We start from the raw sequence: 22,996 nt of genomic DNA on the forward strand, positions 1-22,996 counted from the left end.
CAACATGCCAAAGCTCAAAATAGGAGAGCTTCCAGATGACAAGCCGGTCAAAGTGAGCGCGGAGCTGCCGGCGGCCGTGCATCGCGATCTCATTGCATATGCAGAAGCCCTTACGCGTCAAGGTGGTCAAGTGGTCGAACCGACTAAGCTCATCGCTCCCATGTTGGCGCGCTTTATGGCCACGGATCGAGGATTTTCTAAATTGAAACGTGGCGGCCGCGTACCGGTCGCCGGCGAATGACAGTGATGCTCAAGGCTTCTCGAAGTTGCCAGTCAAAGCTAACACTACGATGCATCAACCGAGACGCTGCCGGGTTTGGCCCGTGAGCTAAGATATCGTGTCGGAAAGCGTGTTCCTGCGTCTGCCCCGAAATAACTCTGATTGCCCCGGCTTTCACTGTCTTCAGACGCAAGAGCGCCTGGCGTCGATGGGCATTTATTCGGTCACCTTCAAGCGCGGTACACTGCTCCGGCCATCGACGCTGATAGGCACGTCGCCCTCGATTGTCGCCCGACGTACGACGCGATGCCCGTCCCCGTAATCGTTGACGGCGTAATGCTGCGTTGCGCGGTTATCCCATATCGCGATATCGCCCACTAACCAGTTCCAGCGCACAGTGTTTTCGGGCGCGGTGATATGAGACTGGAACAGATCGAAGAGCTTTTGTCCGTCGTATTTGGAGATCCCAACAAAGTGCTTCACCAAAGCGCCGAGCACTAGCGTCCGCTCGCCTGTTTCGGGGTGGACGCGCACGACGGGATGCTCGGTCTCAAAAACCGTTCTGGTGAATACCTCGTCGAAGTGTTTCTTGTCCACCTCGCGGACACGCGCGATCCCGGCGTAATCGAAAACGTTGCTGTGAACGGCCCATAGCTCCTCGGCAAGCCGTTGTAGCGGCGGCGGCAGATCGAGATACGCGGAAGCTGTGTTCGACCACACGGTGTCGCCTCCGAAAGCTGGCATTACTACGGCCCGCAGGACTAAAATCTTGGGATAGGCATCGGCGAAGGTCCCATCCGCATGCCAAACATCGGCGCGACCGCCGCCGCGAGTGGAGTCCAGTTCGAGGAGCGAGGCCGTCCCCCTGGCGGCGCCGAGCATCGGATGCGGCGTTAGCTTTCCAAGACGAGCAGCAAAGCGCTCCTGTTCAACGTCATTGAGATGTCGTTGGTTGCGGAAGAAGATCACCTTGTGCTCGAGCAGCAAGCTGTTGATCGCAGCGATCGTGCGGTCCGGTAGATCGCCCGATAGCTCGATATTTTTGACTTCGGCACCGATGCGCGCTGCACGTTTCAGAACATCGGCGCCCGGAATGACGTCACCGATCAAAGCCGTTGTGCTCATGTTGTTTTTCCAAGCCCTTGAAGTTTCTGCTTTTCGAGGCGAATGATCTTCAGCAAGCAACGTGCCAGGCGAAAGAAGAACATGTAGCCCCCATGGCAACGAATTGCGCTATTTGGCGCGAGTTCTCGGACCAACCGATGATTCGACCGAGCGACAAAGAAGCTCGATCGTCGACCTCACCCACCGAATATGGTGCAAAGAGAGCGGCAGCCGACGGAAGACATTCAGTTATGTTATTGCAATCACTCAACTGCCCTCAAAAAGGCAATGCTTCCGTAAGATTGGTAATAATTCATGATGATCATAAATCATGTAGTCGGGCCCTGCCGCGCGTAAGCGCCCTTCGGAAACATATCCACCCACGATTGATACGTTGATAAGGCCAAGATTGCGGGCAATCTCGGTCTCAACTGGCATATCGCCCACGATGACAGTTCTTTCTGGGGATAGATCATTAGCCTGCATATACAAGCGCAGCCGTTCTTGCTTGCTCATGCTCATAAACTGAGTTGCGCGGCTCTCAAATGCCAAGATGTCGGTGACGTGAGTCTTGATCCCAAGTCTTCGCAATTGTGTGCGAATTGGTCCAACAATGTGGTTGCTGACAATGACGGTTTGGATGGCTCGCTGATCAGCGGCGAGCAAAACATTTCGAGCCCTTTACGTAAGGCCGCGTTGCGCGCCAGGAACTCATAAGTGTCGTGAAAAATGGCGTTGTCGTTGCTCTGTACGATTCGATTTCATCTTTCGACATGTCCAGGTTGCGGAAAAGAACCGAAGGAGGAAGTTCGAACTTCTCTCGAAGCTTGTGCATATCCACAGCTGCGCGACCGAAGCGGCTCAAAATTGCATTGATGGTTTGCAGCACCGCGTTGGCATCATCGAGCAGCGTGCCATTCCAGTCGAAAATAATCGCGGATTTCATGCATAAACCTAAGGCAAATGTGGTCGTGCGATAGAATGTGTTCGAGGCTTAGATATTTACTGGTCTACATGTCTGGGGTGATCGTCGCGGTTCGAACAGAGTCGTCACGGATGCAACGTGCACCAGGGAGCTGAACGGGCGGACTGTTCTTCCGAGGCGAGAGGGCGGGTGGAGAGCGTGAGCATTGCTGCTTCTTTAGCTCTGTTTCTGGATCGATTTAGTTGAAGCAATGGCCGTGCCAGCCAGCGTTGGCATGCAATAAGGCCGGAAGGACTTTGGAAGGTCTCAACGCTTACTATGCGCGCTGCACTGGACCTGACACGACATTGCATCTCTGTCAGAATACGGACAAGAGTCTACACGGTGCGGTAAATTCGAGCTGACCGTTCTGTAAGTGAATTCCGCGAGTCAATCGATGGGCCAGGTTGATCTCTCCGAGACCGGTTCATTCTAGTGAGGCAAATTGGGTTCTCAGTACTCGGAATACTAAGTCGAAGCTCCGGGGTGTTGAACAACTTTCGACTGAGAGGACGCCGCTGCAGCCAATCCGCAATGCCTGGACCGGCGTCACGGCAAGACTAATGCCGCTGGAGCCCGTGAGAGCTGCAGATGTAGGCTCGCTCTCTGTCGACCGGCCCTGTTGGCGCCAGTCCTGCGCATTGTAGCCTCAGCCCTGAATCAGGATAAGAGCTGCAACTTCCTGATCCCGTGGCAGTTTGCTCGCCGCCAAGCCGGTGGCGACACCAAGGCGGTCAGGAGCGGGGCGGTTTTGACTCATCTTGCGCTTGCCTTCGACCCTGGTGATGGGGATGCGCACGCCGACGATCTCACGCAACTGGGCGGCGATGAAATCCGCGGGAGCATCGCTGACGGCCCAAGGCGTCGCACGTGACGTCTCATGGATATTCGTCAGACGCGTCACGATTTCAAGCAGGCGATCGGGATCCTCGAAGAACTCGGTCGGCCCATGGGCGTGGACCGCGATGTAATTCCATGTCGGCACCACACGTTCAGATTGTCGTTTGCTGGGATACCAGGATGGCGTCACATAAGCCTCTGCGCCAGCGAAGATCGCGAGAGCTTCTCCGATCGGGGGCGTGCGCCATTGCGGATTGCCCTTCGCTAGGTGGCCGTACAGCGCGCCGTGTTCGCCTTCGCTCTCATCGAGAAAGAGCGGAAGAGGCGTCGCAAGGGGCCCGTCTGATGTGGCCGTGATCAGGTTGGCCAATCGGGCGCAGCGGATTGTCGCTCGAATGTTCTCCAGGTCGTCATCTCGAAAGTGGGGTGGTATGTACATGAAGGTTCTCCGTTGGAGGTCGTCGAGATAAACCCAGGTCAGTATGCTAGAAAACTGCCAGTTTCAGTCGCTCCGTAGAGGTTCCACATTGGATCGAGCCGCCTTGCTCGTCGCCCGGCCGGCTGATGATCGCACCCCCTCACGCACTTCAGGCTGAGCAAGGCAATTGTGATGGACCAAGCGGCAAGTCCGGGTGTACCGGTAGCTCGGTTTTATTCGTCGCTCTGAACGTCTGGGTTTCCTTGAACTGCTGCCCGTTGCCCGAGCCATATTCTCAACTTGGCATCTACAACAGCGGCTTGCTGAGAGCAGAGAATACGGCGGTGCCTCACGGGCATGATTGCGAGCCGGGGCGACGCGAGCGTGCACTGAGAGGGGCCGCTGGACGCAAGAGCCGTTGGCTCGACCGCCGCTGGAGGATCTCGTCGCTTGGCAACAGCTTCGTCAATACCGATGAACACAACATCACCATCTTCCAGAACGGGGATGGTTCATGGGGCGGCAAGCTCACCGAAAAAGCCGCAGGACGCTTCGTTACGGCGAGACGGCGATATGAATCCGAAGCGAAGGCCAAACTGGCCGCGTTCGACGGGATGATCTTCCTGAAAGATAGACGTGGCTGGGATGGATAGGGCGCCGCCTGTCGGTCTGTTACGTTTGGTCCGGTGGGTTTGTCGAATCGCTTTCCCCGCAATTCACCGATCCGATCCAAGAGTCGCTGGCCCGTCCCAACAAATATCTTTCTACCAATATCCGCATGGACATAGCTGGTTCGCGAGAGCCACCGGGGCTTAGGACTCCACACGATTCGAACTGTCTGTCCACGGGCGAACGACTATGGCATCCAACCCGGAATGGCGGGCTGCGGCGCGCCAATTGCGCGGCATATGGGAACACAAGGCTTGGCCCGACGGGCCGCTCGGCCCGGGTTGGGCCAATGCATTCTCCGATTGGATCGAGAAGTTCGGTTTCTGGCGCGTCTCGGACGCGGTTCAGATGGCGTCGGCTCCCCGTCTGAGGACGGCGAGCGGTTGCCTCCGGACATTCGGGACATTCCAAGATACGCCGTGGTAGAGCGCGGCGAGGATCGGGAGCCCGGGATGAAGGGCTGTTATCTCGTCCGCGGCAGGATGCGCTTGAAATTTTACTGCTCGGAAGGCGATGACGAAGTCCTCAAGCTGCTAAGGCACGCAATGCGCGCGGGAGTTTCAGAGTCCGCAATGCACCATGCCGTCGATGGTAACACTACGCTTGAGGACTGCTTTGCGGCGATGGGTGTAGACCGCACGACATTCCGCATTGCCATGGGGCATCCGATGTTCGACGTCCGTCCCAAAGGACAGCAGGTCTTCGTCAGGCAAGATCCAGAGTGACGAGTTTGGGAGGCCTATCTGCGGAGGACGAGTGGCCGGGGCGCGCCGATCAGCAGGCTGGGTGGCTGGTATTTTCCGAGTCGTTTTCCACCGGTTGATCCCCGCCCAAGAAGGCGAGGCGGTGAGACCGCGCCAGCGAACGATCAGCTCGCGACACGCGCTATTCAATCCTCGTGGTCAGCGTCCTTTCCGCTAGATTTCTCGGCTGCTTCGACAATCGCCTGCGTTCCTCACGATCTCCTTGCGAAGACGCTGTTTGGCGCACATGCGCCGATTCCTGACCGGCGCGCCGGGCGTCGGAGGCGCCTTGTCGGCCGGCCGGAATCTTTGGTCCGGCGTCGGCGCGAAGCCATCCTCGGAACCCGCATTCCAAGGATTGGAAATCGGAGCGGATCCGGAACCGGACCGCCGGCGGGACCGCTCGCACCCGGTTTCCGGCTTCCTGTCGTCCGTGGAATCGAATCCTTCGAACGCCGGGCGGGCTCTTCCCGTCGCCCCGGCGTCAGTTCGCCTGTCGCGCGAAAACCCAGTTCGTCGCGCGTGGCACCTGAGCAACAGCAGCGAAGACGCTGCTGGCAGGCTCGTAGGTGCAGCCAAGGGGTCCGCCTACGATGGTATTCGGATCAGCCAAGCGCATTGATCAGCCTCGAAATCGCAGCGGCCGGACAGGAAGCGATTCTTTGCTAGCCGTGCCGCAAGCGATGTGCCCCCGTTGTGCCCCGACTCCTCTGGGGCACACGCTAAGGGAATCAATCTATTAAATCTTTGAAATCTGGAGCTAAATGGTGGACGCACAAGGGATCGAACCTTGGACCTCTCCCGTGTGAAGGGAACGCTCTCCCGCTGAGCTATGCGTCCGGGATGTGACGTGCCAATGGCCGCTGGTCGGCGGCCGGTCGATGGTGGCGCTTCGAGCGTGCGATTTACGAAGTGCCGGGTATGGGTGTCAAGCCAAACCCTGTGGGAGTCAGGCGCCTTGCTGGCGGGCGCGGGAGGCGTGCGACTGCAGTGCCCGGATGCGCTCGGCGAGCGTGCCGCCGCCTTCCGGCATCCCGCTGCCCGGCGGGACGCCATTTGCGGCATCGTTGGCGGGCTTGGCAGTAGCCTTGGCCGGCACGGTCGGCTCCGCCGCCAGCATGGCCTCGATCGCCGAATTGGGGCCCTCGAGCTGGATCGCGAGCTTGGCCACTTCGGCCGCGATGTCGTTGATGCGCTCGCGCAGCAGCGCGTTCTCCATCCGCTCGGTCGCCCAGGAGTTCTCGGCCTGCTGCTGGATCGCGTTGATGTCGCGCTGCAGCTTGCCGCGTTCGTCGCTGATAATGCGCAGCTGCTCCTCGAGCGCTGCCTTCTCCTGGCGCAGCTTCTCGAGCACGGACGATTTGCCGCCGCCGGCGGCAGCGATCTCCTCGCGCAGCTCCTGCACGGTCCGCTCGGCAGCGGCGTTGGCCTGCTTGAGCTGGCCGTTCTCGAATTCGCGTTCGGCGAGCAGCTTGCCCTGGGTCGCAAGCCGGGTCTCGAGGTCGGTGACGCGGTTGCCGAGCATCTCGGCTTCCTTGACCTGGACGATCAGCTGGCGGTCGAGATCGGTGACCCGCTGGCTCAGATTCTCGACCCGCCCGCGCGCGTCGGCGAGCTCGCGGGTGACGGTTTCCGACTGGCTGCGCTCCTGGGCAAGGCGGGCCTCGGTTGCGGCAAACTCCCTGGCGGCATCGCCGACACGGTTCTTCAACTCCTCGACCTGGGTCCGCACCGCGACCAGTTCGATCTGGCGGCTGTCCGCCGTCATCGAGCGGTCGTTGAGCGCGGCGTTGATCTTGCCGAGCTCGCTCTGCTTGTCGGTCAGCGCCTGCTCGGCGTTGCGCAGCAGCTCGGTCTTGGCGGAAAACTCTTCCTCGGTGGCGCGAAGCTGCTCCTTCATCGCCTTTTCGCGCGCTTCCAGCGCGAAGATCGCGGCGTTCTTCTCGCCGAGCTCGATCTTCATGCGGTTGATCGCATCGGTCTTCTTGCCGAGCTCGGCGAGCTGGCTGGTGGTCTTGCTCTTGAGCTGGTCGACGCTCATCTCGAGCCGGCGGGCCGACATCGCGAATTCGGCGCGGAGCTGGTCCTTGTCGGCCTGGATCTCGGCCATCGACAGCGGGGTGGCCGCCTCCATGCGGCGCGTGGTCAGCCGCACCGCCCGGTTATGCACCAGCGGCACGATCATCAGGCCGCACAGCATCGAGATCAGGAAACCGATCGCCGCGTACATGATCGGCTCGATCATGAAGGGTCACTCCAAGGAAAGAAGGAATTTGTTAATCACAATGCCACGGCGGGCCGGCCGAAGGCCAGCCCGTTTGCCGCGTTAACCTGAATCGCTAACCGTCCCGGAGCGCCCGGCACAATCACCCGATCGGCGCAGCGACCTAGAACGGGTTCCAGGTCGCGCGCGGGGTGAATTTGAGATAGCCGACGCTGGCGCCGAGCCGCAAGCCGATGCCGGAGCGAATCGGCACCAGCACGATGTTGTTGGCGGTCAGCGCCGTCATGCCGAAGCCGCCGACGATATAGGCCGAGCCGTCGATGCCGACGAAGCGCTGATAGATCGCCTGCGTCGAGGGCAGGTTGTAGACCAGCGTCATGGTGCGGGCGCCGTCGCCGCCCCAGTCGAAGCCGACCGAAGGACCCTGCCAATAGACCCGGAGGTCGCCGGCGTTCTTGGTGTAGAGCGTGCCTTCGCCATAGCGCAGCCCGGCCACGAACGCGCCGGAGCCTTCCTCGCCGAGCACGTACCCGTTGGGCAGGCCCCATTGGCTGACCGCGCGCTCGATCACCGAGGCGAGCCCGCGCGAGACGTTGCCGAAGAACTTGTGTCCGGCGCCGACCAGTTCGTCGGGCCCGTAAGTATACGGTGTCGGTTCACGCTGCGGCGGCGGATATTGCGGTGGCGGGGGCTGCTGCGCGGACGCCCCTGCGCTCCAGCACATCAGCGCGGCAAACGCGACCGCGGCAAGGCGTGATGCGAAAGTCATTAAGAACCCCTGCTATCGAAATCCGGGCGTTGCCCTTTAACCTGATGCCAACAGGCACGGCTCTAGGTTGCGCCCGGTGTCCCCTCGACTCGGATGTTATCGGTATCAACTATGACGGCACAACGGCAGGAAAGATATGGATCGTGCCGGGGCATGGCGTTTTTCGGCCTGTTGGCGGGCATTTTGGCGGCCATCTGGCCCTCTTTACCTGTTCAGGCCACGACGACCGAGCGCGTGGTGACGAACCGCTACTCTGGCCTCGCGATCGAGGGATTCGATCCCGTCGCCTATTTCACCGATGCCGCCGCCACCCAGGGGCGGCCGGAATTCGAGGCTGCCGAAAGCGGCGTGGTCTGGCGTTTCCGCAACGAAGGCAACCGCGCCTCGTTCCTGGCGCATCCTGAAATCTATGGCCCGCAGTTCGGCGGTTACGATCCGACCGATCTGGTGCGGGGCGTGACCTGCGCGGGCAATCCGCGGTTCTGGGCCGTCGTCGGCAACAGGCTTTATCTGTTCAACCGGGAACACAGCCGCGACGCCTTCGCTGCCGATCCCGCGCGCTTCCTGAAGGAAGCCGCGGCGCGCTGGCCGGAATTGGAAGAAAGTCTCGCGCAGTAATCACAATGCTGCGGCCGGGTCACCCCACGCAATGAATTCGGGCACCAGAAAGTCTTGGCGGCCGAGCCCGAAATGCAATTGGCTCCCCTTCGAATCGGTCACCTTGCCGCCGGCCGCGACCACGACCGCGTGACCGGCCGCTACATCCCATTCGGACGTCGGCGAGAGGCGGGGGTAGATATCGACGGCACCCTCGGCGACGCGGCCGAACTTGACGGCCGAGCCCAGTACGGCGCGGACCGCGCCACCGCGTTCGTCGATGAAGGCCTCGGTGCGCGCATCGCCGTGTGAGCGGCTGACCGCAACGGTCCAGGGCGCGCCGCGCGGCGGGCAGGGACGGGTCTTGATCGGCACTGCCTGCGAAACCGCGCCATTCTGCAGCGTCAACCGCTCGGCGCCCTTGCCGACGATGCCGCGCCAGATCAGCCCCAGCGCGGGCGCACCGATGATGCCGAGCAGCGGCACGCCGTGCGTGACCAGCGCCACATTGACGGTGAATTCATTGCGGCCGGCGACGAATTCCTTGGTGCCGTCGAGCGGATCGATCAGGAAGAAACTGTCCTTGTAGGGCGGCGTCGCCAGTTGGACGCGCTCCTCCGACAGCAGCAACACATGCGGCGTCAGGCGCGTCAGCCCTTCGACGATGATGTGGTCGGCGGCGAGATCGGCCTCGGTGACAGGCGATCCGTCACTCTTGCCCGTGACGTTCATGGCGGATCGGTTGACCGCAAGAATCGCCTCGCCGGCCTGGATCACCAGTTCGGTCAGCGATTCGAGCAGCGTGGCGGCGGCTTCGCAGCCGATCAGGGACGGCTGTGCCTTATTCATGGGCGGGTCTCATATCCTGTTTGTGTTCCCTGAGATCATGATGCGATGACAAGGCATCGCATCATGATCTCATCCCCTTGTTTGAGCATGATCTTTTCGGAAGACCGGTTTCCACTTTTCCGGATCATGCCTTATCAGTCCCGCCGCAAGCTGGCAGCATCCGTCTGCGCGGTGTATCAAGCCGACAGGCATGCGTGATTCGCACTCCTCCCGCGGCGTGCGGCTTTCCAGGAAACAATTGATGTCTGGCACTTCGTCTCCCGGTCCCGCCCCCGATGCACTCGAACTCGCGGCGCTGTTGTGCTCGCGGGTCTGTCACGATCTCATCAGCCCGGTCGGCGCGATCGTCAATGGGCTTGAGGTCCTTGACGACAATCCCAAGCCGGAAGACCGCGACTTCGCGCTCGATCTGATCCGCAAGAGCGCCAAGACCGCTTCGGCGCGGCTGCAGTTCTGCCGGCTGGCGTTCGGTGCCGCGGGTTCCTCCGGCGCGCAGATCGACCTCGGCGATGCCCAGAACATGGCGAAGGGGCATATCGAGGACGGCAAGGTGACGCTGACCTGGAATTTGCCGCGGCTGCTGCTGCCCAAGAACCGGGTCAAGCTGCTGTTGAACATGCTGGTCATCGCGCAGCAAACCATCCCGCGCGGCGGCACGCTCACCATCGATCCGGTCGGCGAGGGTGAGACGATGAGCTTCCGCATCCTGGCCGCGGGCCTCAATGCGCGGGTGCCGCAGAACATCGTCGACCTGCTCAATGCAAGCTCGTCGAACACGGTCGATGCGCATGCCGTGCAGCCGCATTACACGCGCCTCTTGGCCGAAGCCTGCGGGTTGAAAGTGACGCTCGCGCTCGACGGCGACAAGGTCATTATCGCAGCGTCCTGAACGCGGCCGCGGGAACATCATTAAGCAAAGGTTACGACCGGCCGCGCGATTCGATCGTGCGGCCTTATCTCTTTGTTGATCCCGTTCTTTTCCAATTACTCAACCAAACTTAAACGCTTTGCGGACAAGCTGACCTAAGTTCCGGCCGGCGCGTCGATGTCGCGCGCCGCAGCGTTTTCGGCGTTTTTCGAAGGTTGGTTTCATGGACGATCTGTTGCGCGAGTTCCTGACGGAGAGCAGCGAGAGCCTGGATACGGTCGACAACCAGCTGGTGCAGTTCGAGCAGGATCCGAACAACGCGAAGATCCTGGATAACATTTTCCGGCTTGTGCACACCATCAAGGGGACCTGCGGCTTCCTCGGGCTGCCGCGGCTGGAAGCGCTGGCGCATGCCGGCGAGACCCTGATGGGCAAATTCCGTGACGGCATGCCGGTGAAGGCGGAAGCCGTGACGCTGATCCTGTCCTCGATCGACCGCATCAAGGAGATCCTTGGCGGGCTCGAGGCGACCGAGGCCGAGCCCGAGGGCAACGACCGCGACCTGATCGATCAGCTCGAGGCGATGGTCGAGCACGGCATGGCCGCTATGGCAGCCGGCGAGGATGCTGAAGAAGATGTGCCCGTCGTCGAAGCGCCGGCACTGCAGGCAGCAATGACCGAAGGCACGCTGGTGGTGCAGACGCTGGAGCGTCCGCTGCGCCCGGGCGAGGTCTCGCTCGACGAGCTCGAGCGCGCCTTCCGCGAGACCGAGATGGAAGTCGCTGCGCCCGCGCCGGCGCCTGTTGCGAAGCCCGTCGCCGCTGCTCCCGCAGCCGAGCCGGCCGAGGCTGCGAAGAAGCCGGCCCGCAAGGCCGCCACCGAGGACGTCCAGGAAGGCGACAAGATCGCCAACCAGTCGATCCGGGTCAATGTCGACACCCTCGAACACCTCATGACCATGGTCTCCGAGCTGGTGCTGACCCGCAACCAGCTGCTCGAGATTAGCAGGCGCAACGAGGACACCGAGTTCAAGGTGCCGCTGCAGCGGCTCTCCAACGTCACCGCCGAGCTGCAGGAAGGCGTCATGAAGACGCGCATGCAGCCGATCGGCAATGCCTGGCAGAAGCTGCCGCGCATCGTCCGCGATCTCTCCGGCGAACTCGGCAAGCAGATCGAGCTGGAGATGCACGGCGCCGACACCGAGCTCGACCGCCAGGTGCTCGACCTGATCAAGGATCCGTTGACGCACATGGTGCGCAACTCCGCCGATCACGGCCTGGAGACCACCGCCGAGCGGGTCGCTGCCGGCAAGCCCGAGCAGGGCACCATTCGCCTCAGCGCCTATCACGAGGGCGGCCACATCATCATCTGCATTGCCGACAATGGCCGCGGGCTCAACACCGAGCGGATCAAGGCCAAGGCGCTCCAGAACGGTCTCGTCACCGAGGCCGAACTGGAGAAGATGACCGAGGCCCAGATCCACAAGTTCATCTTCGCGCCGGGCTTCTCGACCGCCGCGCAGGTGACCTCGGTGTCCGGCCGCGGCGTCGGCATGGACGTGGTGCGCACCAATATCGACCAGATCGGCGGCACCATCGACATCAAGAGCGTGGCCGGCGAGGGCGCCTCCGTCACCATCAAGATCCCGCTGACGCTGGCGATCGTCTCCGCCCTGATCGTGGAAGCCGGCGGCGACCGTTTTGCCATTCCCCAATTGTCGGTGGTCGAACTGGTGCGGGCGCGCGCCAACTCCGAGCACCGCATCGAGCGGATCAAGGACACGGCAGTGCTGCGGCTGCGCAACAAGCTGCTGCCGCTGATCCATCTGAAGAAGCTGCTGAAGATCGACGACGGCGCGACCAGCGATGCCGAGAACGGCTTCATCGTGGTCACGCAAGTGGGCAGCCAGACCTTCGGCATCGTGGTCGACGGCGTGTTCCACACCGAGGAGATCGTGGTCAAGCCGATGTCGACCAAGCTGCGGCACATCGACATGTTCTCCGGCAACACCATTTTGGGCGATGGCGCTGTCATCATGATCATCGACCCCAATGGCATCGCCAAGGCGCTCGGCGCCTCCAGCGCGGCGGCCCATGACATGGCCGACGACAATGCCGCGGCGCATGCCTCGAGCGGCGAGCAGCTGACTTCGCTTTTGGTGTTCCGCGCCGGTTCGAGCCAGCCCAAGGCGGTGCCGCTCGGCCTCGTCACCCGGCTGGAGGAGATCGCAACCGACAAGATCGAGCTCTCGAACGGCCGCTACATGGTGCAGTACCGCGAGCAGCTGATGCCGCTGGTGCAGATGGCAGGCGTCGAGGTGCGGACCCAAGGCGCGCAGCCGATCCTGGTGTTCGCCGACGACGGCCGCTCGATGGGGCTCGTGGTCGACGAGATCATCGACATCGTCGAGGAGCGGCTCAACATCGAGGTCGCGGGCTCGCAGGACGGCATTCTGGGCTCGGCCGTGATCAAGGGCCAGGCCACCGAGGTGATCGACGTCGGCCACTTCCTCCCGATGGCGTTCGCCGACTGGTTCTCGCGCAAGGAGATGCGCCCGTCGGCCACGGCGCAGTCGGTGCTGCTGGTCGACGACTCGGCGTTCTTCCGCAACATGCTGGCGCCGGTGCTCAAGGCCGCCGGCTACAAGGTGCGGACCGCGGGAGGCGCTCAGGAAGGGCTCACCGCGCTGCGCTCGGGGCAGGCCTTCGACGTCGTGCTGACCGACATCGAGATGCCCGAGATGAACGGCTTCGAGTTCGCCGAGAACATCCGCTCTGACCACAACCTCGTCGGGCTGCCGATCATCGCGCTGTCGGCGATGGTGTCGCCGGCGGCGATCGAGCGCGGCCGCCAGGCCGGCTTCCACGACTATGTCGCCAAGTTCGATCGTCCCGGGCTGATCGCGGCGCTGAAAGAGCAGACCGCCGAGATCCGGCGGGCGGCATGACGGAACCCAGGGAAACAGCTTCGATGAGCAGCAAGACCGAGACCAGTGAAGGCGCGATGGCCGAATACGTCACCGCGGTGATCGGCGGGCAGCTGTTCGGCCTGCCGATCTCGCGGGTGCAGGACGTGTTCATGCCGGAGCGGCTGACGCGGGTGCCGCTGGCCTCCAGCGAGATCGCAGGCGTGCTCAATTTGCGCGGCCGCATCGTCACCGTGGTCGACATGCGGGCCCGGCTCGGCCTGCCGAAGGCCGACGACGGCACGCCGCCGATGGCGGTCGGCGTCGACCAGCGCGGCGAATCCTACGGCCTCTTGATCGACCAGATCGGCGAGGTGCTGCGGCTGCCCGACGACAGCCGCCAGGACAACCCGGTCAACCTCGATCCCCGCATGGCGAGGCTCGCCGGCGGCGTTCACCGCCTCGACGGCCAGCTCATGGTCGTCCTCGATGTCGATCGCGTGCTCGAACTGGTGCCTGATGCCAAAGCGGCCTGAGACGGGCCGACTGAATCGAAGAAACTGAAACATCCCACCGGGGATGAGGAACGTGAGGTCGGAGATGAGAACGTGTCTTGTTGTCGATGACTCAAGCGTCATTCGCAAGGTTGCCCGCCGTATCCTGGAAGGTCTCGATTTCCAGATCGTCGAGGCCGAGGACGGCGCCAAGGCGCTCGAGGCCTGCAAGCGCGCGATGCCCGAGGCCGTGCTGCTCGACTGGAACATGCCTGTGATGGACGGCTACGAGTTCCTCGGCAATCTCCGCCGCATGCCCGGCGGCGATCAGCCCAAGGTCGTGTTCTGCACCACCGAGAATGACGTCGCGCATATCGCACGCGCGCTGCATGCCGGTGCCAACGAGTACATCATGAAGCCGTTCGACCGGGACATCGTCACCGCGAAGTTCCAGGAAGTCGGTTTGATTTAACTCTACGTTCGATCCGGCGGCAGAAGCCTTCGGCTCAACGGTTGTTGTGCGTCGTGTTGCGTCGCTGGTGAAGTCATGAGTGTTGCGTTGACAAGTACTGCGGTCCCGACATCGACCCGTTCCGACAAGGTGCGGGTGATGGTCGTCGACGATTCCGTGGTCATCCGAGGGATGATCTCGCGCTGGATCGGCGCCGAACCCGACATGGAGGTCGTGGCCTCGCTGCGCACCGGCCTCGACGCCGTCAACCAGCTCGAGCGCATCAACCCGGACGTCGCGGTGCTCGATATCGAGATGCCCGACCTCGACGGCATCTCGGCGCTGCCGCAGCTGCTGGCGAAGAAGCGCGACCTCGTCATTATCATGGCTTCGACGCTCACCCGCCGCAACGCGGAGATCAGCCTGAAGGCGCTCTCGCTCGGCGCGTCCGACTACATTCCGAAGCCGGAGAGCACGCGTGAGGCGACCGCCGCGGAAACCTTCCGCCACGACCTGATCCAGAAGATCCGTCATCTCGGCGCCAAGGCGCGGCGCAGCACGGTGCATACGGCGGTGAGCCCGCCGCTCGCGCCCGGACACGACAAGCCGCGCCCGGGGCTGCCTCCGGCCGCCGCGCCCGCCCAGGTCGCGCGTCGTTCGTTCGGCCTGCTGCAGCCCAAGGTGCTGCTGATCGGCTCCTCCACCGGCGGCCCGCAGGCGCTGATGGCGCTGGTCGCAGAGATCGGTCCCGTGATCGATCGCGTCCCGGTGCTGATCACCCAGCACATGCCGCCGACCTTCACCACCATTCTCGCCGAGCATCTGGCGCGCACCAGCAAGCGGCCGGCGCATGAGGGGATCGACGGCGAGAGCATCAAACCGGGCCGGATCTATCTGGCGCCGGGCGGACGCCACATGCGGATCGCCCGCCACGGCATCGATGCCACGATCGCGCTCGACGACGGGCCGCCGGTCAATTTCTGCAAACCCGCGGTGGATCCGATGTTCACCTCCGCGATCGATGTCTGGCAGGGCAGCATCATGTCGGTGATCCTGACCGGCATGGGCTCCGACGGCATGCGCGGCGGCAAGGACATCGTTGCCGCCGGCGGCAGCGTGATCGCCCAGGACGAAGCAAGCAGCGTGGTGTGGGGCATGCCCGGTGCCGCGGTCCATGCCGGCATCTGCGCCGCCGTGCTGCCGCTCAATCAGATCGCATCGAAGCTTGTTCGCGTGTTTGCCGGAGACCGTTCGTGACGCCGCTGGACTATGAGTATCTGCGTAAGCTGCTGAAAGAACGTTCCGGCCTCGATCTGTCGGCCGACAAGCAATATCTCGTCGAGAGCCGCCTGCTGCCATTGGCGCGCCGGTCGAACCTCGCCGGCATTCCCGAGCTCGTCCAGAAGATGAAGGGCGGCGCCGAGATGCTGACGTCGGAGGTGGTCGAGGCGATGACCACCAACGAGACGTTCTTCTTTCGCGACAAGATCCCGTTCGACCATCTGAAGGAGGCGGTGCTGCCGGCGCTGGCGCAGGCGCGCGCCGCGCGCCGCAGTTTGCGCATCTGGTGCGCGGCCTCGTCGACCGGGCAGGAGCCCTATTCGATCGCGATGCTGCTGAAGGAAATGACTGCGCTGTTCGCCGGCTGGCGCATCGAAATCATCGCCACCGACCTGTCGCAGGCGGTGCTGGAAAAGTCGAAGGCCGGCCTGTTCAGCCAGTTCGAGGTGCAGCGCGGCCTGCCGATCCAGCTGCTGGTCAAGCACTTCGTGCAGAAGGGCGAGCTCTGGCAGCTCAACGCCGATATCCGCGGCATGGTGCAGCACCGCCAGCTCAATCTGCTGCAGGACATTTCGCATCTCGGCACCTTCGACGTGATCTTCTGCCGCAACGTGCTGATCTATTTCGATCAGCAGACCAAGGCAGGCATCTTCGGCAAGATCTCCCGGATGCTCGAGCCCGACGGCGTGCTGGCGCTTGGCGCGGCGGAATCCGTGGTCGGCATCACCAATCTGTTCAGGCCCTATCCGGACCGCCGCGGGCTCTATCAGCCCAGCACCGCGCCGGTCGCGCGCGCCGGCGCCGCGCATGTGCTGAAGGCCGTGGCTTCCGCTGCGCGCTAGCTGAAGTTCTCCGATTGTCTGCGCGATACTGCTTGGTCCGTCATCCTGAGGAGGCCGCAACGCGGCCGTCTCGAAGGATCGACGGCAACCAGCCGGGCCGTTCATCCTTCGAGACGCGCTACGCGCTCCTCAGGATGACGGATGAAACCCCAACCGCGTCGACGCTCTACAAAATCGCGTGCGGCAGGAAGCGCGATGTGTTGCCGGTGATCGGGTTCTCGTCCTCGCGGATCGATAGCCCGCAGGGCGTGTGGTCGACCAGCCAGCTGCCGAGCACGGGGTACTGCCCGGAGAAATTCGGCAGCGGCGCGAGGGCCTGCCGGATGAAGCCCTCGGCGCCGTAGGGGCCCTGCTCCGCGACCAGGGTGATGCCGGCGCTGACCAGTTCGACATTGGCGCCTTCGCGCGAATAGATCGGCTTGCGCACGAACGAGGTGCCGAGCTGCGCGACCTGCGGGTCGTCCTCGAAATAGGCCGGCAGCAGGTTGGGGTGGTTCGGGAACATCTCCCACAGCAGCGGCAGGATGCCCTTGTTGGACAGGATCGCCTTCCAGGGCGGCTCGATCCATTGTGTCGGCGCCGTCGCGAGGTTCTTGCCGAACGCGTCGTGGAACATCCATTCCCATGGATAGAGCTTGAACGCGAGCACGATCGGGCTTTCGTCGAGGTCGACGAACTGGCCGTCATTGCGCAGTCCGATCTGTTCGATGTCGAGCAGCGTGGTCTTCAGCCCGGCCTGCGCCGCGGTGTCCTCGAGATAGGCGAGCGTGCCGGCGTCCTCGGCGTTGCCGGTCAGCCCGGTGAGATGCAGCGGATGGGTCGCGCCGATCGTCTTCCAGGCCTCGATCAGCGCCTCGTGGATCGAGTTGAACTGGTCGGCGCGCTTCGGAATGATGTTGCGTTCGATTGCCTGTTCGAGCCAGGTCCATTGAAACACCGCCGCCTCGAAGATCGAGGTCGGCGTGTCGGCATTGTATTCGAGCAGCTTGGCCGGGCCGTTGCCGCTGAATTTGAGGTCGAGCCGGCCGTAGAGGCTCGGCTCCTTGCGGCGCCAGCTCGCCGCGATCAGATCCCAGAACGCTTCCGGTATCTTCAGCCGGCGCAAATATTGTTCATCCCTGACCGCGCGTCCGGCGAGCTCGAGGCACATCGCGTCGATCTCGCCGGTCGGCGCCTCGATATCGCGCTCGATCTCGTCGAGCGTGAAGGCGTAATAGGCGCGCTCGTCCCAGTAGCGTTCGCCGTCGATGGTGTGGAAGGTGAAGCCGGCGCTTTCGGCGGTTGCCTGCCAATCGTCGCGCTCGGAACATACGATGCGTTGCATGAAGGGGTCCGTGATCTTCAGACGATGGGTGTCGGCTCGGCGTCAGCCGCCGCCATGCGAGGGACCGTTGTCGTAGTGGGCGATGGCGCGCGGCGCGCCGCCGAAGCCGCCGGAAGGTGACATTTGCTCGGGCTTTCGCTTCGTGTGCTCCGGATGACGGTGGTGAATGCGGGCATGGCCTGGTGCCAGGCCCATCGAGGCCGTCCCGATCGCGACGCTTCCCATCAATTTCAGCCAGACCCGTCGCGAGCGTTTCATGGACGCAATCCTTGCGTTCTGTCTTGTCGTCTGCGAGCGGCGCCGAGTCTCCATCAGCTCCGATCGCCGGGCAAGCGAAAGCGCATGACGACACGGCAAAGTGCTTGTCAGCCGCCGCCGAACCCGAACGCATGCGCGAACGAGCCGAAGCCGCCGCGGCTCACTGACGAGCTTGACGATGAACCGGACGAGGATGAAGAGCCGCCCGACGATGAGCTGCCGCTGTAGAAGTTGCTGTGTGACGAGCCGCCGCCGCTGCCGCCCGACCCGGACGACGAACTGCGCGGCGCGCAATCGGCGCCGGGTTGCAGGGGGGCCGGCGCGGTCACGCCCGGTGGCGTCGGCTGGATCGGCTGGCAATTCTGCCGCGGCATCAGCGCGTAGGCGCTGCCGCCGACCGCGAGCGTGCCCATCATGAGCAGCGCGACATGGCTGGAGCGCTTGGAAGGCGGATCCGGCCGCGGCGGCACCGCCGGCACCACCGGTCGTCGTTTGCCGAATTCCGGGTTGGGTTTGCGCGCCATGGTTAGCTCTATGGCTCAGTAGATCATGCAGGCGGCGTTCAGTGCGCCTGCGGCCAGCGAGGACAGCCCGAGCCAGATCGCCGCCGCCATCTCGCCGGAGGCGATCCGAGCCGACAGGTTCGGCACCGGGATCTTCACGATGTAATAGACGATGATCTGCACGATCAGTGCGATGATGCTCCAGATCAGGCAGTCCACCACATTGGCGGAATGGGCGATGGCGCTGACCACCGGTAGCACGAAGCCGAGCAGGCTGAGGCCCAGCGCAATCGCCGCCGCCGGATCGTTGTCGCGGATCAGCTGGAATTCGTCATGCGGGGTGACGCGGGTGTAGACGAAGAGGTAGGCGACCACGGCGATCAGCGCCGTGCAGAAATAGACCAGGAACGCCGGCAGGCCGGCGAGGGATTGCAGGATCATGTGATGCGCCCGAACGGCCCTAGATGGTCATCCTATAGCTGATTGGTCGCGGTTCGCGAAGCTTCGGTTCGATCCAGCCTGTGGTCTCCGGTGGCCGCGGATAGCCGCCGGAAAATTGCTGCGCAAGGGTGTGAGCCGCTTCACAGCGGCTGCTGGGATAGTCGCCTATACGATATGCAACCAGAAGTGCAAGTCGCGAAAGGGTTCGGTGACCCCGATGACGACCAGCTTTGGCAACGACATCCTGCCGATGTTTCGACCGGGCGACATCGCCTGCATGACCCCCAAGGGCGTTCGGCTCGGCGACGTCGGCTGGATCTGCGACCTGGCCGGCAATGATGACTTTGCCGATCACGCCAATGCACGCCGCGTCTTCGCTGCGCTGTCGTCCGGCTTCATGCCGCCCGGTCAGCGATGGTCGCAGGACGCGCTCGATGTCTATGCGCACTGGATGGGGGACGGATTCCAACCTTGAACGGATTCCAACCACGAACCCGATGTGGAGAGCAAGATGAGAAGGTCGATCGATACGCTGCTCGTCTGTGGTCTGCTCGTGCTTCCCGCGCTGCCCGCCGCGGCGCAGTCGTCGCCGAATCCCGCGATGACCGCGCCGGATCAGGTCGCCTGGCAGCTCTTCATCCAGGCCAATACCCGCGCCGGCGGCAGCAATTCGACGTTCGAGACCTGGGCGAGCGATACCGATCTGTTCCAGCCCAATCCGCAGTTTCCGGCCGCCGCGACGCCGCCGTCGCTGCGCCCGCCGATCCTCCCCCAGGTGGCGCGAGAAGGTGTGCAGGAGAGCGGTGGTTTGCTGCCGGCGCTGCCGCCCGGCGCGGCGCAGGGGCAGATGGAGGAAACGCGTCATAACAAGCCGACGTTCGACTTCATCGTCCAGAACAATCTCTACAAGCGCTCGGGCGTGAAGGCCGCATTCGGCAAGGCGCTGTCGTTCCCGGTCGATTCCGTCGAGGTGAAGGGGAATTGGCTGCCGGTCAGCGACATTCCGCAATTCACCAACAACAAGGTGACAGTGGCGCAGGTGCCGCAGCTCTATCATGTCAACAGCGCGGCCGGCGTGCAGTACGCCCTGGTCTCGATGCACGTGATCAGCAAGCAGGTGCCGAACTGGACCTGGGCGACGTTCGAGCACCGGTTCAATCCGGGTCGCTGCGACATCATCGGCTGTCGTGACAATTTCGGCGCGCAGAGCGCGTTCGTGCCGTCGAACCGGACTGCCGGCCAGGGCTATCCGGATTGCATGAAGACGGCTGCATTGACGGCGATGCTGTCGAGCGCGGACATCGATCCGGTCTACAGCAACTATTGTTTGAAGGGATCACAGGCCGATTTCGTCGACAGTGTCGGGCTCGACATCAGGGTCGGCAATTCCATCACCGAGGACGGCTTCGTCGCGACGTCGTCCTGCATCACCTGCCACGGCCGCGCGGCCTTCAAGGCGGACGGGACGCCGTCTTCGCAGGCGGGATTCCTGTCGTTCGGCCCGAATGGCCCGATCGCTCCGCTCGGGCCGCTGCTGCCGGAATGGTACTGGAAGGTCTCCGGCCAGCCGCCGATCTTCGAAGGCAAGCCCGGTCTCACGCGCATCGCGACCGCGGCCGATTTCGTGTGGTCGATCCCGTTCTGCGCCTACGACGATACGCAAACTCCGGTGCAGCCGACGCCATGTAGCGGCAAGTGAGATCGCATCGATGGCGGCCACCTCCGAGCGCAGGGTTCCGCTTGCCGGCAGCAACCGCGCCGCGCCTGTCGGCGCGACGCTGGTCGGCGATGTCGATCCCGACGAGCGGATCCCCATCGTGGTCTATGTCAAGCGACGCACCCCCGACAAGTTTCTGCCCGGCAGCGCCGGGGATCTCGCCCGGCTCGCCAGGCCGATCACGCGGCACCAGCTCGCGACGCAGCGCCATCGCAGCCATGCCCGTGCCGTCGCCCGCGTGGTGCGGCTGGCGGCAGCGCGGGGCTTGACCGTCGGCCACAGCGATCCTGTCGCGCGCACGGTCGAGCTGGAAGGCACCGCGCGGCAGATGGCCGAGATCTTCGGCGCGACGCTTCGCACCTACCGCGACGGCGAGCGCACGTTTCGCGCGCGCGTCGGCGGCCTGACGGTGCCGGCCGAGATCGCGCCATGGACCCGCGCCATTCTCGGCTTCGATCAGCGGCCGCTGCGGACCAGGACTCCGCTTGCGCAGGCCCAGGCCGACATGGGCAGCGGCAGCGGGCTGTGGCCGACCGACATCGCGGCTCTTTACGGCATTCCGCTGGATCGCGACGTGTCGTCGATCTGCGTCGGCATCATCGCTCTCGGCGGCGGCTATCTCGCGAGCGATCTCGCCATGGCGGTGGCCGGCATGAACCGGCCGCCACCGGTTGTCGTCAATGTGCCGCCGACCGGCAATGGCGGTTTCGGCAGCAACGATGTCGCCGATCAGGAGATCGCGCTCGATCTCCAGGTGCTCGCCGGCCTGCTGCCGAAGAGCAAGATCGTGGTCTACTTTGCCGAGAACTCCGCCGCTGGTCTGACGGACGCGATCCATCAGGCGGTGTTCGATGAAGAGCATGCGCCTCAGGTGGTCTCCGTCAGCTGGGGCAGTGCCGAGAAATACTGGACCGAGCCGGGGCGCGACGCGATGCAAGCGGTGCTGGCCGATGCCGCGCGGCTGCGCGTCAGCGTGCTGTTCGCCTCTGGTGATCAACTCGCGACGAGCGGCCTGACCGACGGCAAGCTCCATGTCTGGTTTCCCGCCTCGAGCCCCTATGCGACGAGCTGCGGCGGCACCCAGCCCGTGCCTGCCGCGGGCAATGGGCCGGCCGCAGCGGAGGCGGTCTGGAATGCCGGTGCGGTCGGCACCGGCGGCGGCATCAGCGACGCGTTTCCGGTCCCCGATTATCAGTCGCATTTGACGCTGCCGAAATCGCAGAACGACGGCGCTATCAGGCGCGGCGTCCCGGATGTCGCCTGCGCGGCCGCAGCAAGCCCGGGCTACCGCATCATCGTCAACGGACAGGCGATGGCAATGAGCGGGACCAGTGCTGCGACACCGCTATGGGCCGCACTGGTCGCGATTGCGATCGCCGCGCGCGGCGAGCAGATCGGCTTTCTCAACGCTGCGCTCTATTCCAACCCCGGCGCATTCCGTGTAGTCGAGCAGGGCAACAACCGCGTCGGCGGCAAGGGCTACGATGCCGGCCCCGGCTGGAGCGCCTGCACCGGGCTCGGCGTTCCGAAGGGCGCGGATATTCTCGCCGCTTTGACCGCGATCCCGGTGGCGTAAGCCCTAAAAACAGAAACCCCGCCATTTGCGGCGGGGTTCAAGTCGAAAGCGAAGTCGGAACGCGGCGGGCCAGAAGGTCAGGCGGGGATGCGCTCGTCGGCCTCGTGCGGCTCGCGCAGCACGTAGCCGCGGCCCCACACGGTCTCGATGAAATTGCGGCCTTCGGAGGCGTTGGCGAGCTTCTTGCGGAGCTTGCAGATGAAGACGTCGATGATCTTCAGCTCCGGCTCATCCATGCCGCCGTAGAGATGGTTGAGGAACATTTCCTTGGTGAGCGTCGTGCCCTTGCGGAGCGAGAGCAGCTCCAGCATCTGGTATTCCTTGCCGGTGAGGTGCACACGCTGACCGCCGACCTCGACCGTCTTGGTGTCCAGATTGACCACGAGATCGCCGGTCTGGATGACCGACTGGGCGTGACCCTTGGAACGGCGCACGATCGCATGGATGCGGGCGACCAGCTCGTCCTTGTGGAAGGGTTTGGTCATGTAGTCGTCGGCGCCGACGCCGAGACCCTTGACCTTGTCCTCGATGCCGGCGAGGCCGGAGAGGATCAGAATGGGAGTCTTGATCTTCGAAACCCGGAGCTGCTTGAGCACGTCGTAGCCGGACATGTCGGGCAGGTTGAGGTCGAGCAGGATGATGTCGTAGTCGTAAAGCTTGCCGAGATCGACGCCTTCTTCACCGAGATCCGTCGTGTAGACGTTGAAACTCTCGGATTTGAGCATCAATTCGATCGACTGCGCGACGGCGCTATCATCTTCAATCAGCAAAACGCGCATGCCAGTCCCCTATAGTCGCCGCTCCGGGCGTCAGGTCGGCCGCACTTGCGGCACTCACAAAACGCCTTTGAACAACTGATTCGGATCCTGACGAGATATGGTTAACAAAAACTGATTCCTCGACGCAAGCTCTAACCGTGCAATTTTTGTCGAATCGCCC

The 22,996-nt window shown here is 63.4% G+C and carries 25 protein-coding genes and 1 tRNA gene; 13 read left to right on the forward strand and 13 right to left on the reverse strand.

Features of this window, described 5'->3' with window-relative positions:
- Nucleotides 1–4 precede the first annotated feature (4 nt).
- Entirely contained in the window at nt 5–241 is a 237-nt protein-coding gene (locus ACVW1C_RS30370; protein WP_050421574.1) for a DUF2274 domain-containing protein, read from the forward strand.
- A 195-nt stretch (nt 242–436) separates the two neighbouring features.
- Here ACVW1C_RS30370 and ACVW1C_RS30375 read toward each other — a convergent pair whose 3' ends face one another.
- The 4 genes from ACVW1C_RS30375 to ACVW1C_RS30390 form a co-directional block, all read right to left on the reverse strand.
- Complete coding sequence (locus ACVW1C_RS30375; RefSeq protein ID WP_456724630.1) at nt 437–1,345, reverse strand: TauD/TfdA dioxygenase family protein; 909 nt, start codon at nt 1,343–1,345, stop codon at nt 437–439.
- 246 nt (nt 1,346–1,591) lie between these two features.
- Nucleotides 1,592–1,990 carry an HAD family hydrolase gene (locus ACVW1C_RS30380; protein WP_456761415.1) on the reverse strand — a complete coding sequence of 133 codons (399 nt, stop codon included), beginning with the start codon at nt 1,988–1,990 and terminating at the stop codon, nt 1,592–1,594.
- The gene (locus ACVW1C_RS30385) at nt 1,977–2,270 is read right to left on the reverse strand and encodes an HAD family hydrolase (protein WP_456761416.1); all 294 of its coding nucleotides are present in this window, start codon (nt 2,268–2,270) and stop codon (nt 1,977–1,979) included. Before ACVW1C_RS30385 ends, ACVW1C_RS30380 begins: the two co-directional genes overlap by 14 nt.
- A 667-nt stretch (nt 2,271–2,937) precedes the next feature.
- A complete protein-coding gene (locus ACVW1C_RS30390; RefSeq protein ID WP_456727889.1) occupies nt 2,938–3,567 on the reverse strand; it encodes an FMN-binding negative transcriptional regulator in 630 nt (209 codons plus the stop codon).
- A 125-nt stretch (nt 3,568–3,692) separates the two neighbouring features.
- Here ACVW1C_RS30390 and ACVW1C_RS30395 point away from each other — a divergent pair, with 125 nt between their 5' ends.
- A complete protein-coding gene (locus tag ACVW1C_RS30395) occupies nt 3,693–4,199 on the forward strand; it encodes a hypothetical protein (protein WP_456761417.1) in 507 nt (168 codons plus the stop codon).
- Between the two features lie 468 nt (nt 4,200–4,667).
- Nucleotides 4,668–4,940 carry a hypothetical protein gene (locus ACVW1C_RS30400; protein WP_456761418.1) on the forward strand — a complete coding sequence of 91 codons (273 nt, stop codon included), beginning with the start codon at nt 4,668–4,670 and terminating at the stop codon, nt 4,938–4,940.
- Nucleotides 4,941–5,723: 783 nt separating this feature from the next.
- Here ACVW1C_RS30400 and ACVW1C_RS30405 read toward each other — a convergent pair.
- From ACVW1C_RS30405 to ACVW1C_RS30415, 3 genes are all read right to left on the reverse strand, one after another.
- Nucleotides 5,724–5,798, reverse strand: a tRNA-Val gene (locus tag ACVW1C_RS30405).
- Nucleotides 5,799–5,907: 109 nt separating this feature from the next.
- Nucleotides 5,908–7,203: a hypothetical protein gene (locus tag ACVW1C_RS30410; RefSeq protein WP_456761419.1), complete on the reverse strand. Its 1,296-nt coding sequence runs from the start codon at nt 7,201–7,203 to the stop codon at nt 5,908–5,910.
- A 142-nt stretch (nt 7,204–7,345) separates the two neighbouring features.
- Nucleotides 7,346–7,951, reverse strand: a complete 606-nt coding sequence (locus ACVW1C_RS30415) for a DUF1134 domain-containing protein (protein WP_097677239.1) — start codon at nt 7,949–7,951, stop codon at nt 7,346–7,348.
- Nucleotides 7,952–8,104: 153 nt separating this feature from the next.
- Here ACVW1C_RS30415 and ACVW1C_RS30420 point away from each other — a divergent pair, with 153 nt between their 5' ends.
- Nucleotides 8,105–8,569: a YHS domain-containing (seleno)protein gene (locus ACVW1C_RS30420; protein WP_456761420.1), complete on the forward strand. Its 465-nt coding sequence runs from the start codon at nt 8,105–8,107 to the stop codon at nt 8,567–8,569.
- On the opposite strand, the gene cysQ is transcribed toward ACVW1C_RS30420, so the two are convergent.
- Nucleotides 8,570–9,397, reverse strand: a complete 828-nt coding sequence (cysQ, locus tag ACVW1C_RS30425; RefSeq protein ID WP_456761421.1) for a 3'(2'),5'-bisphosphate nucleotidase CysQ — start codon at nt 9,395–9,397, stop codon at nt 8,570–8,572.
- Nucleotides 9,398–9,638: 241 nt separating this feature from the next.
- Between cysQ and chpT the strand changes: the two genes are divergently transcribed.
- The 6 genes from chpT (at nt 9,639) to ACVW1C_RS30455 (ending at nt 16,238) form a co-directional block, all read left to right on the forward strand.
- Nucleotides 9,639–10,286, forward strand: a complete 648-nt coding sequence (gene chpT, locus ACVW1C_RS30430) for a histidine phosphotransferase ChpT (RefSeq protein ID WP_456761422.1) — start codon at nt 9,639–9,641, stop codon at nt 10,284–10,286.
- A 202-nt stretch (nt 10,287–10,488) separates the two neighbouring features.
- Entirely contained in the window at nt 10,489–13,212 is a 2,724-nt protein-coding gene (locus ACVW1C_RS30435; protein WP_456761423.1) for a hybrid sensor histidine kinase/response regulator, read from the forward strand.
- 23 nt (nt 13,213–13,235) lie between these two features.
- A complete protein-coding gene (locus ACVW1C_RS30440; protein WP_173638259.1) occupies nt 13,236–13,706 on the forward strand; it encodes a chemotaxis protein CheW in 471 nt (156 codons plus the stop codon).
- 64 nt (nt 13,707–13,770) lie between these two features.
- Nucleotides 13,771–14,136 carry a response regulator gene (locus tag ACVW1C_RS30445; protein ID WP_018273268.1) on the forward strand — a complete coding sequence of 122 codons (366 nt, stop codon included), beginning with the start codon at nt 13,771–13,773 and terminating at the stop codon, nt 14,134–14,136.
- A 75-nt stretch (nt 14,137–14,211) separates the two neighbouring features.
- Nucleotides 14,212–15,372, forward strand: a complete 1,161-nt coding sequence (locus ACVW1C_RS30450; protein WP_456761424.1) for a protein-glutamate methylesterase/protein-glutamine glutaminase — start codon at nt 14,212–14,214, stop codon at nt 15,370–15,372.
- Nucleotides 15,369–16,238, forward strand: coding sequence for a CheR family methyltransferase (locus ACVW1C_RS30455; protein ID WP_456761425.1), 870 nt, complete (start codon nt 15,369–15,371; stop codon nt 16,236–16,238). Before ACVW1C_RS30450 ends, ACVW1C_RS30455 begins: the two co-directional genes overlap by 4 nt.
- Nucleotides 16,239–16,404: 166 nt before the next feature.
- Here ACVW1C_RS30455 and ACVW1C_RS30460 read toward each other — a convergent pair whose 3' ends face one another.
- The 4 genes from ACVW1C_RS30460 to ACVW1C_RS30475 form a co-directional block, all read right to left on the reverse strand.
- Nucleotides 16,405–17,562 carry a glutathionylspermidine synthase family protein gene (locus ACVW1C_RS30460; RefSeq protein WP_456761426.1) on the reverse strand — a complete coding sequence of 386 codons (1,158 nt, stop codon included), beginning with the start codon at nt 17,560–17,562 and terminating at the stop codon, nt 16,405–16,407.
- A gap of 42 nt (nt 17,563–17,604) precedes the next feature.
- Nucleotides 17,605–17,820 (reverse strand): hypothetical protein, encoded by a 216-nt coding sequence (locus ACVW1C_RS30465; protein ID WP_456761427.1) that lies wholly within the window; start codon nt 17,818–17,820, stop codon nt 17,605–17,607.
- Nucleotides 17,821–17,927: 107 nt separating this feature from the next.
- Nucleotides 17,928–18,344, reverse strand: a complete 417-nt coding sequence (locus ACVW1C_RS30470; RefSeq protein WP_456761428.1) for a hypothetical protein — start codon at nt 18,342–18,344, stop codon at nt 17,928–17,930.
- 15 nt (nt 18,345–18,359) lie between these two features.
- The gene (locus ACVW1C_RS30475; RefSeq protein WP_024583958.1) at nt 18,360–18,764 is read right to left on the reverse strand and encodes a DUF350 domain-containing protein; all 405 of its coding nucleotides are present in this window, start codon (nt 18,762–18,764) and stop codon (nt 18,360–18,362) included.
- Between the two features lie 217 nt (nt 18,765–18,981).
- Here ACVW1C_RS30475 and ACVW1C_RS30480 point away from each other — a divergent pair, with 217 nt between their 5' ends.
- From ACVW1C_RS30480 to ACVW1C_RS30490, 3 genes are read left to right on the forward strand one after another with little or no spacing between them, the layout of a single operon-like run.
- Complete coding sequence (locus ACVW1C_RS30480; RefSeq protein WP_456761429.1) at nt 18,982–19,239, forward strand: hypothetical protein; 258 nt, start codon at nt 18,982–18,984, stop codon at nt 19,237–19,239.
- A gap of 36 nt (nt 19,240–19,275) precedes the next feature.
- Nucleotides 19,276–20,463, forward strand: a complete 1,188-nt coding sequence (locus ACVW1C_RS30485; protein ID WP_456761430.1) for a hypothetical protein — start codon at nt 19,276–19,278, stop codon at nt 20,461–20,463.
- Nucleotides 20,464–20,473: 10 nt separating this feature from the next.
- On the forward strand, nt 20,474–22,057 hold the full coding sequence (locus tag ACVW1C_RS30490; protein WP_456761431.1) for a S53 family peptidase: 1,584 nt from the start codon (nt 20,474–20,476) through the stop codon (nt 22,055–22,057).
- A gap of 77 nt (nt 22,058–22,134) precedes the next feature.
- Here ACVW1C_RS30490 and ctrA read toward each other — a convergent pair whose 3' ends face one another.
- On the reverse strand, nt 22,135–22,836 hold the full coding sequence (gene ctrA / locus ACVW1C_RS30495) for a response regulator transcription factor CtrA (RefSeq protein WP_016848562.1): 702 nt from the start codon (nt 22,834–22,836) through the stop codon (nt 22,135–22,137).
- Between the last annotated feature and the right edge of the window lie 160 nt (nt 22,837–22,996).

It is taken from the genome of Bradyrhizobium sp. USDA 4011 (assembly GCF_054063415.1).